3 protein-coding genes are annotated in these 2,515 nt (G+C 70.8%); all 3 read right to left on the reverse strand.

Annotated elements, in window-relative coordinates; genetic code table 11:
* Positions 1–191: 191 nt before the first annotated feature.
* Genes nusB through ACFVHO_RS40545 form a run of 3 tightly spaced genes read right to left on the reverse strand, consistent with a single transcriptional unit; the run spans position 192 to position 2,351 of the window.
* The gene (gene nusB, locus ACFVHO_RS40535; RefSeq protein WP_385725555.1) at positions 192–623 is read right to left on the reverse strand and encodes a transcription antitermination factor NusB; all 432 of its coding nucleotides are present in this window, start codon (positions 621–623) and stop codon (positions 192–194) included.
* A 2-nt stretch (positions 624–625) separates the two neighbouring features.
* Positions 626–1,192 (reverse strand): elongation factor P, encoded by a 567-nt coding sequence (gene efp / locus ACFVHO_RS40540; protein ID WP_384806792.1) that lies wholly within the window; start codon positions 1,190–1,192, stop codon positions 626–628.
* 52 nt (positions 1,193–1,244) lie between these two features.
* Positions 1,245–2,351 carry an aminopeptidase P family protein gene (locus ACFVHO_RS40545; RefSeq protein ID WP_385725556.1) on the reverse strand — a complete coding sequence of 369 codons (1,107 nt, stop codon included), beginning with the start codon at positions 2,349–2,351 and terminating at the stop codon, positions 1,245–1,247.
* Positions 2,352–2,515: the final 164 nt, after the last annotated feature.

Below are 2,515 nucleotides of genomic sequence, written 5' to 3' on the forward strand. Positions count from 1 at the left end.
GGCCGGAACCGATTGGGTTCCGGCCACCCCGGCGGCTTTCCCATGGGCCGCCCCGAAGGCGACAGATCCGCCGGAATCGGTCGGCGGACGGAAAACACCGGGCCTCGCCGCCCGTGCGGAATGGAAAACGCCGTAGGGCCCGCAGCCAAACAGCTGCGGGCCCTACGGCGTCCGAGAAAAGCGGCGGCAGCCTACTCCTCCCGGCGAAGACTCGGCTTCAGGTCCTTGAAGCGGCCGAGCAGCCCATTGATGAAGGCCGGCGACTCGTCCGTGGAGAATTCCTTGGCGAGCTGGACGGCCTCGTCCAGAACCACCGCGTCGGGCGTTCCGTCGACCCAGACGAGTTCGTACGCGCCAAGACGCAGGATGTTCCGGTCGACGACGGGCATCCGGTCGAGCGTCCATCCGACGGCGTACTGCGAGATCAGCTCGTCGATGCGGGGAGCGTGCTTCTCGTATCCCTCGACGAGCTCCATCGTGTACTCGCTGACCGGCGGCTGCCGGGTGTCGGAGCGCGCGTGGCGCACCCAGTCCGCGAGGACCGTCAGGACGTCTGCACCGCGCTGGTCGGCCTCGAAGAGGATCTGGAAGGCGCGCTTGCGGGCCGTGTTACGGGCGGCCACGGTTAGCTGTTCACCCGGCCGAGGTAGCTGCTGTCGCGGGTGTCGACCTTGATCTTCTCACCGGTGGTGATGAAGAGCGGCACGTTGATCTGGTGACCGGTCTCCAGGATGGCGGGCTTGGTGCCACCGGTGGAGCGGTCGCCCTGGACGCCCGGCTCGGTCTCCTGGATGGTCAGCTCGACGGCGGCGGGCAGCTCGACGAAGAGCACCTCGCCCTCGTGCTGCGCGACGGTGGCCTCGAAGCCCTCGATCAGGAAGTTCGCGGCGTCGCCGACGACCTTCTTGTCGATGTGCAGCTGGTCGTAGGTCTCCATGTCCATGAAGACGAAGTAGTCGCCGTCCATGTACGAGAACTGCATGTCGCGCTTGTCGACGGTGGCCGTCTCGACCTTGACACCGGCGTTGAAGGTCTTGTCGACCACCTTGCCGGAGAGCACGTTCTTGAGCTTGGTGCGCACGAAGGCCGGGCCCTTGCCGGGCTTGACGTGCTGGAACTCGACGACGGACCAGAGCTGGCCCCCGTCGAGCTTGAGCACCATGCCGTTCTTGAGGTCGTTCGTGGAAGCCACGGTTGCGGAATCTCCTGGACTGACGTGGACGACCCCGGGGCACGCGCACGCGCTAGAGCGCGAGCAGCTCCTTGGTCGTAATGGTGAGTAGCTCGGGTCCGCCGTCCGCTTCGCAGCGGACGACGAGCGTGTCATCGATCCGGACCCCGCCCCGGCCCGGGAGGTGGACCCCCGGTTCGACGGTGACCGGCACGCAAGCGTCCAGTTTACCCATGGCTGCGGGCGCCAACTGCGGGTCCTCGTCGATTTCGAGTCCGACACCGTGTCCAGTGCGCGGAGGGAGCCCGTCCGCGTAGCCCGCGGCGTCCAGTACGTGACGTGCCGCGCGGTCCACGTCACGGCAGGCGGCGCCGGGGGCCAGGGCCTCGCGGCCGGCCCGCTGAGCGGCGAAGACCAGGTCGTACAGCTCGATCTGCCAGTCCGCGGGCGAGGTGCCGATGACGAAGGTGCGGCCGATCTCGCTGCGGTAGCCGCGGTAGCAGGAGCCCAGGCAGACGGAGAGGAAGTCGCCCTCCTCGACGCGCCGGTCGGTGGGCCGGTGCCCGCCGCGGCCCGAGTTCGGCCCGGTGCCGACGGAGGTCGCGAAGGCCGGTCCGTCGGCGCCGTGGTCCACGAGGCGGCGCTCCAGCTCCAGCGCGAGGTGCCGCTCGGTGCGCCCCACCAGGATCGACTCGAGGAGCTCCCCCAGCGCCTGGTCGGCGATCTCGGCGGCGATCCGCAGACAGGAGATCTCCTCCTCGTCCTTCACGAGCCGCAGCTGCTCCACGCCCTGCCCGAGGTCCGTCAGGCGCACCCCCGGCGCGACGGAGGCCAGCGCGTGATGCCGGGCCACGGTGAGGTGGTGCTCCTCCACGGCCAGCGTCTCGGCTCCCTGCGCCGCGGCCTGCCCCGCCCCCACGACGGCCGGATCGCCCCCGGGGGCCGTCAGGACGTGCGCCCGCAGCCCCGCGTCGCCCAGCTCCGTCCCCGGCTCCTCGCCCGGCGGCCGCCCGCACACCAGCACGTCCTCGGTCCGCCCGAGGAGAAGCACGGAGCCGCTGGGCGCCGCGCCCGCGAGATAGCGCACATTGGCGGGCCGGGACACGAGCGCGGCCGCGCTCCCTCCGCCCGCACAGCGCTCCCTGAGCCGCTCCCTGCGCGCGGCGTACACCTCTGACATGGGGCGAGCCTATGAGTGCGGAGGGGGCGCGGCCGGTTCAGCGCGTCCGGATGGGGCTTGCCCGCCTCAGGGCGCCCCGTGTGCTGCCGGGGCCGGGCCCCGTAAGGGGCGCGGGGAACTGCGCGACCAGCCACAACAAAGCCGCAGACGCGTCTGCCGGGATC

Source organism: Streptomyces sp. NPDC127108, assembly GCF_042677545.1.
Taxonomy (GTDB): Bacteria; Actinomycetota; Actinomycetes; order Streptomycetales; family Streptomycetaceae; genus Streptomyces.

What these genes read in the sequence shown, in the direction of transcription:
- ACFVHO_RS40545 (WP_385725556.1), bottom strand. Translation starts at nt 2,351, where the DNA reads ATGTCAGAGGTGTACGCCGCGCGCAGGGAGCGGCTCAGGGAGCGCTGT.